The sequence below is a fragment of the Micromonospora sp. NPDC023814 genome (assembly GCF_040639595.1).
In the GTDB taxonomy this organism is placed as follows: Bacteria; Actinomycetota; Actinomycetes; order Mycobacteriales; family Micromonosporaceae; genus Micromonospora.
In genome coordinates, this window is sequence record NZ_JBFAAF010000035.1 from 70,370 (window position 1) to 76,611 (window position 6,242).

Consider the following 6,242-nt stretch of genomic DNA (forward strand, 5'->3'; position numbering starts at 1 on the left):
GTCGCTTTAATGGTTTCACGAGATTATGTCGACCTTGGGGGTTTTCGTGAAGTTCTTTGGCGTTACCGGCCTGGTACGGAGGCGCGCCTGATGGACCTGTACCGCCAACTCCGCCTCGTGCGCCGGCACTGGTGGATCGTGCTCCTCACCGTCATGGTCGCGCTCGGCGTCACCGCCCTCGTCACCGTCCGGGCCCAGCCCCGGTACGTCGCCTCGGTGACCTTCTTCGTCACCACGCCGAGCCAGGGCGTCACGGACGCCTACCAGGGCGGCCTCTTCCTCCAGCAGCGCGTCAAGTCGTACGCGGAACTGCTGACCAGCGACCGGCTGGCGCAGAGCGTGGTGGCCGAGAACGCGATCGGGCTCACCGCCGAGGAGGTCCAGCGTCGGGTCAGCACGTCCACCGAGACGGGCACCGTCCTGCTGCGCGCGTCGGTGACCGACACGGACCAGAACCGGGCGCTGAAGGTCACCGAGCTGCTCTCCGCGAAGTTCGTGGAGCTGGTGCAGAAGGTGGAGACGACCCAGGACGGCAAGGCCGGCCCGATCAAGATCGAGGTGGTCAGCGGGCCGCGGGTCAGTTCGAGCCCCGTCTCGCCGCAGCCGGTCCGCAACGTCGTCATCGGGACGCTGCTGGGGCTGCTCGCCGGCGTGGGCCTGGCGATCCTGCGCGGCGTGGCCGACGTCCGGCTGCGCGACGCCGCCGCCCTGCAGCGCACCACTGGCAGCCCGCTGCTCGGTGAGATCCCGTTCGAGAGCACGGCGAAGTCGGAGCCGTTGATCGTGGGCGACGCGGCGAACTCCGCCCGCGCCGAGGCGGTCCGCAAGCTGCGTACCAACCTGCGCTTCGTCGACGTGCACGAGCCCGCCCGGGTCATCGCGGTCACCAGCGCCCTGCAGGGCGAGGGCAAGACCACGCTCTCCTGCAACCTCGCGATCGCCCTGGCCGAGGCCGGCTGGCGGGTGCTGCTGGTCGACGCCGACCTGCGCCGGCCGAAGGTCGCCGACTACCTGGGGCTCGACGCCGGCATCGGGCTCACCGACGTGCTCGTCGGCGACGTCCAGGTCGGCGACGTGGTGCAGCGCTGGGGCGACAAGTCCCTGCTGGTGCTGCCGAGCGGCTCGGCGCCGCCCAACCCCAGCGAGCTGCTCGGCTCGAAGGCGATGGCGGACCTGCTGCTCGCCCTGCGGGAGTCGGCCGACATCGTCATCATCGACACCGCCCCGCTGCTGGCGGTCACCGACGGCGTGGTGGTGGCCGTGCAGGCCGACGGCGCGCTCCTGGTCTCCCAGCAGGGACGCACCTCGCGGACGCAGGTGGCCGCCGCCGCGCGTTCCCTGCACTCGGTCTCCGTCCGGCTGCTCGGCTGCGTGTTGAACATGGCCAAGGTGGCCAAGGCCGAGGCCTACCAGTACGAGGCCTACCGGGTGGCGGCCGGCGGGCCCACGGACGTGCCGGCCGACCGGGCCAAGACCGCCCGGCACGCGGAGCGGATCGACGGCCTCAGCGACCGCACGCAGGAACTCACCCGGCTGTCCCGATGAGCGCCGCGAGGGGTCGCAGGGACCGTTCGATCTCCTCGGCGCAGCGTCGGAAGTCGGCGGCGGTCCCGCCGATCGGGTCCACCAGGTCGTCCGCGTCGGGAGTGGCGGGTTGCAGCCGCCCCCGGGCGCGGGCGGCCGCCCGGACCGCGGCCCGCACGGGCCCGTCGGCCGGGTCCGCGATCGCGTCGTCCGCCGGATCCGCGGCGTCCGCGGCCTCGGCCAGCCGGGCGAACTGGCGCAGGGTGAACGTCCGGTGCAGCGCCGCCGGCGCGAGCGCGGTGCAGACCGAGCGCTGGCGTCGGGTGGCCGCCAGGACCAGCGTCGCCCCGACCAGGTACTCCCCGCGCAACCGCCGAGTGCGGAAGCCGGTGGGGTCACCGCCGGCCCACGTCGCCACCTCCGCCGCGTACGGGTGCATCGGCAGGCCGTCGACGGCGTCGGTGCCCGCGCTGGAGACCACGACCGGCTGCCCGGCCAGCAGGCGGCGGGCGAGGTACTCGGCCATCGGGGACCGGCACAGGTTGGCGTGGCAGACGAACAACACGCGGTCGACCATCTGGATCCCTCTCGTCGGTGCTCGCGCGGGCAACGCCGCGCCGGCCGCCGGCCGTCGGTGCCGGCCGGACGTGGAGGGGATGCGGGCATCGTACGCGGGCCCGACGCGTCCACCACGCCGTGCCGCGCCGAACCGCCCGACCCGGACGGAGGCACGCCGATGAGGATCGGGATCCTGTCCTACCACTTCCCGCCCGAGCCGGCGTTCATCCCGGGCAGCCTCGCCGAGGAACTCGCGGTGCGGGGACACGAGGTGAAGGTGCTGACCGGCTTCCCCGACTATCCCGGCGGGCACGTCTACCCGGGGTGGCGACAGCGGTGGCGTCACGAGACCCGCAGCGAGCGGCTGACCGTCCGCCGGGTCCCGCGCTACAGCGCCGGCGACGGGTCGCTGCGCACACGGATGGCCGGCTACCTCTCCTTCGCCGGCAGCGCCACGCTGACCGGGCGGCCGTACCTCGCCGACGTCGACGCGCTCTACGTCCACCTGCCGCCGGCGACCGCCTTCGCCGCCGCGGGCCTGCTGCGGCTGCTGGGCCGGGTGCCGACCGTCGTCCACGTGCAGGACGTCTGGGCGGCGGACGAGCCGACCGGCGCCGGGAACGGGCGGTGGGCCGCGCGGATCGGCGCGGCGATGACCCGGGCCTACCGTGCCGCCGACCGGATCGCGGTCTCCGCGCCGTCGCTGCGGGACAAGGTCGTGGCCGCCGGCGCCGACCCGGCCCGGGTGCAGGTGGTGCTCAACTGGACCGACGAGCGGATCTTCCAGCCCGCGCGGCCCAGCGGGGCGGCGCGCCGGCTGGTGCGCCGCGACGACCGCTGCGTGGTGATGCACGCCGGAACCATCGGCGCCCGGCAGGGCCTGGAGACGGCGGTACGGGCGGCGGCGGCGCTGGACCGCACCATGGACCTCGTCCTGGTGGGCTCGGGCGCGGACGAGCGGCGGGTGCGGGGGCTCGCCGCCGAACTGCGCGCCGACAACGTGCGCTTCGTCGAACGCCGGTCTCCGCTGGACATGCCGGAGCTGTACGCCGCCGCCGACTACCAGCTCGTCATGCTGCGCGACCTCCCGGAGCTGAGCAGCACCCTGCCGGCGAAGCTCCAGGCGGCGTTCTCCTGCGCCGCGCCCGTGGTGGCCTCGGCCGGGGGCGACACCGCCGAGCTGGTGGAGCGGGCCCGGGCCGGGCTGTCCTGCCCGCCGGAGGACTGGGCGAGCCTGGCCGACCGGTTCTGGCTGGCCGCCACCATCCCGCCGCCCGCCCGAGTGGACATGGGCCGGCGCGGCCGGGAGGCGTACCTGCGGGAGATGTCCATGCCGGCGGGCGTGGACCGGATCGAACGCCTGCTGTACGACGCGGCTGCCGGCCGCGCCACTCGTCGCTGAGCCGCGAGCAACACTCGCGTACCGACCAATACCGTCATCTACCGGCGAAAACGATCGTTACCTGTTAGGAACAGGCGGAGGAATGGGATCTTCTGTCCGTTTCCGTGAAGGGGCGTGTGGTGTGACGGAGAGCCAGAGAACGCGTCGGCGGCGGGGCCGGCCCCGGCGGCGTCGGCAACTTCGCCGGGCACTTCTCGCCTGCCTCGTGGCGGGTTCGCTGCTCCTGGTGACCGGCGGCTGGGTGGGCTTCCGGGGCTGGCAGGCCCGAGCCCACCTGCTCAACGCCGCCGGGCTGGCCCGGGAGCTCAGCGCCCAGGTGGTCGGCGGCGACACGGCCCGCGCGCAGCGCACGCTGGCCGCGCTCCAGGAGCAGGCGGGCAAGGCCAGGTCGGCGACCGGCGACCCCGGCTGGTGGCTCGGCCGGCACACTCCGTACGCCGGGGACAACCTGGCCGCCGTGCGGCAGATCTCGGTCGCCGTCGACGACCTGGCCCGGCAGGCGTTCCCGCTGCTGCTCCGCACCGACCTGGCCAGCCTGGTGCCGGCGGGTGGGCGGCTCGACGTGGCCCGGCTGCGGACGGTCTCGGCGGAACTGACGAGCGTCAACGCGGCCGTGCAGGGCACCCGGAGCAGCCTGGCCACGGTGCCCACCGACGGCCTGGTGAGCCAGGTCCGGCAGGCGCTCGTCGACCTGCGCGGAGAGATCGACCGCCTGGCGGGCCTCACCGACGCGGCGGACCAGGCCACCCGGCTGCTCCCGCCCCTGCTGGGCGCCGCCGGCCCCCGCACCTATCTCGTGGTGTCCCAGAACCCGGCCGAGCTGCGCGCCACCGGCGGCATGATCGGCGCGTACGCCGTGATCCACGCCGACGACGGCCGGGTCCGGATGGGGCGGCAGGGCACCAGCAGCGCGCTGGGCCGGTTCCAGCCGCCGTTGAAGGTGCCCGCGGAGGTGCGTCACCTCTGGGCCGACCTGCCGGGGATCTATCCGGCGGACGTCAACCTCACCCCGCACTTCCCGACCGCCGCCGCGCTCTACCGGGAGATGTTCCGCCGGCGTACGGGGACCACGGTGGACGGCGTGCTCGCCGTCGACCCGGTGGTGCTGTCGTACCTGCTCAAGGCCACCGGCCCGGTGATGGTGCCCGGCGGCGTCCCGCTGGCCGCGGAGAAGGTCGTCCAGACGGTGCTCGGCGACAGCTACCAGCGGATGGACAACGAGGGGCAGGACGCCTTCTTCGCGGCCTCCGCTGCCGCCGTGTTCGACGCGCTGGTCACGAAGAAATACGACCCGAAGGGGTTATTGTCCGCATTTGACCGTGCTGTCACTGAACGCCGGATATTGTTCTGGAGTGCCCGACCCGAAGAGCAACGGACGATCGGCGACAGCCGAATGGCCGGGGTGCTTCCGGAGAAGGACACCGTGCCGACGGTCGGCGTGTTCCTCAACGACGGCAGCGGCGCGAAGCTCGGCTACTACCTCCGGCAGACGGCGACTCTCACCGTCGGCGACTGCCGGACCGACGGCCGCCGGGAGCTCCGGCTCCGGGTCACCCTGCGATCGTCGGCGCCCAAGTCGGGTCTCAGCAAGTCGGTCCTCGGCCTCGGCCTGGCCGGCGACCCGTACACCGCCCGCACGTTGGTGTCGGTGTACAGCCCCGCCGGCGGGACCGTGCTCACCACCCACCTCGACGGCGTCGAGACGGCGGTGGGCAGCGGCACCGAACGGCGCCGCCAGGTGACCACGGCGAACGTCGAGGTCGGCCCGGGAGGCTCCCGCACCTTGGAGGTCACCGTGCTCACCGCGAAGACCGGCGTCGGTACGGCCGAGCTGTGGCTGACCCCCACCGCCACCCCATGGACCACCCAAGTTGTTTCCGCACCAAGCTGTGACCAGTAGGAGGGAACCAATCATGCGGCTATCCCGCATCATCATGGCGCTTGCGGTCGGTCTGGCCGTGGTGGCCGCGCCGTCCGCCGCGGGGGCGGCGCAGCCGCAGCCGGCGCCGAGCGAGACCCAACCACCGCCCTACGCGCCCGGCCCCGCGACCCTCGCGGTGAGCCCGACGACCGTCGTGGTCGGTCAGACCGCCACGCTGATCGGCACCGGCTGGACGCCGGGCGAGACGGTCGTGATCACCGCCGGCACGGCGCCGCTCGCCGCCCCCGTTCTCGGCGACCAGCAGGCGCGGCGCAGCAACGGTGAGATGGTCGCGATGGCGCCCGTCTCGTTCCAGCAGGCCCCGCAGCCGAACCCGAGGCGCTGGGAGGTCACGGCCGACGGAGAGGGCGAGTTCCGCACGACCTACACGCCGCGCCACCACGGCACCTACACCTTCCGCGCCGTCGGTGAGTCGTCGGAGAAGGTGGCGACAGCGACGCTCACCGTGCTGAAGAAGCACTCCCCGGCGCCGCTGCCCGTCACGGGCGACAGCCTGAGCACCCCGATGAAGTTCGGCGGCGGCCTCGTCGGCGCCGGCGCGGTGCTTCTGCTGCTGTCGCTGGTCTGGCGCAAGCGCCACCGCTTCGGCATGGGGGCCGCGCGCTGACGGTGAGCGCCTTTCGGGCAGTGCCCGGGCACCGCGAAACGGCTGACGCCCGTCGGGAGGTTTCCCGGCGGGCGTCGGCTTGTTCTCTGGTTCCTGCTTGCTGTGGGTCGTGGTGTGGGGTGTTGGGTTGCGGTGCGTGGTGGTGGGGGTGTGGCCCGCCGTGCCCGGCTCCGGGCGGTCAGGCTTGATCCCTGCGCCGGGCACGGCGG

The 6,242-nt window shown here is 73.7% G+C and carries 5 protein-coding genes; 4 read left to right on the forward strand and 1 reads right to left on the reverse strand.

Annotation, left to right across the window (positions count from 1 at the left end; translation table 11 throughout):
* The first annotated feature begins 90 nt into the window (after positions 1 to 90).
* Positions 91 to 1,545, forward strand: coding sequence for a polysaccharide biosynthesis tyrosine autokinase (locus AB0G14_RS20160; protein ID WP_357699468.1), 1,455 nt, complete (start codon positions 91 to 93; stop codon positions 1,543 to 1,545).
* Here AB0G14_RS20160 and AB0G14_RS20165 read toward each other — a convergent pair.
* A complete protein-coding gene (locus AB0G14_RS20165) occupies positions 1,526 to 2,101 on the reverse strand; it encodes a low molecular weight phosphatase family protein (RefSeq protein WP_357699470.1) in 576 nt (191 codons plus the stop codon). The genes AB0G14_RS20160 and AB0G14_RS20165 overlap by 20 nt on opposite strands.
* A 159-nt stretch (positions 2,102 to 2,260) precedes the next feature.
* Here AB0G14_RS20165 and AB0G14_RS20170 point away from each other — a divergent pair, with 159 nt between their 5' ends.
* From AB0G14_RS20170 to AB0G14_RS20180, 3 genes are all read left to right on the forward strand, one after another.
* Positions 2,261 to 3,484, forward strand: coding sequence for a glycosyltransferase family 4 protein (locus tag AB0G14_RS20170; protein WP_357699472.1), 1,224 nt, complete (start codon positions 2,261 to 2,263; stop codon positions 3,482 to 3,484).
* Between the two features lie 205 nt (positions 3,485 to 3,689).
* On the forward strand, positions 3,690 to 5,384 hold the full coding sequence (locus AB0G14_RS20175; protein WP_357699474.1) for a DUF4012 domain-containing protein: 1,695 nt from the start codon (positions 3,690 to 3,692) through the stop codon (positions 5,382 to 5,384).
* Positions 5,385 to 5,397: 13 nt separating this feature from the next.
* Complete coding sequence (locus AB0G14_RS20180; protein ID WP_357699476.1) at positions 5,398 to 6,033, forward strand: hypothetical protein; 636 nt, start codon at positions 5,398 to 5,400, stop codon at positions 6,031 to 6,033.
* Positions 6,034 to 6,242: the final 209 nt, after the last annotated feature.

Coding starts and splice junctions, on each gene's coding strand:
- AB0G14_RS20160 (WP_357699468.1), top strand. CDS start 91: ATGGACCTGTACCGCCAACTCCGCCTCGTGCGCCGGCACTGGTGGATC.
- AB0G14_RS20165 (WP_357699470.1), bottom strand. CDS start 2,101: ATGGTCGACCGCGTGTTGTTCGTCTGCCACGCCAACCTGTGCCGGTCC.
- AB0G14_RS20170 (WP_357699472.1), top strand. CDS start 2,261: ATGAGGATCGGGATCCTGTCCTACCACTTCCCGCCCGAGCCGGCGTTC.
- AB0G14_RS20180 (WP_357699476.1), top strand. CDS start 5,398: ATGCGGCTATCCCGCATCATCATGGCGCTTGCGGTCGGTCTGGCCGTG.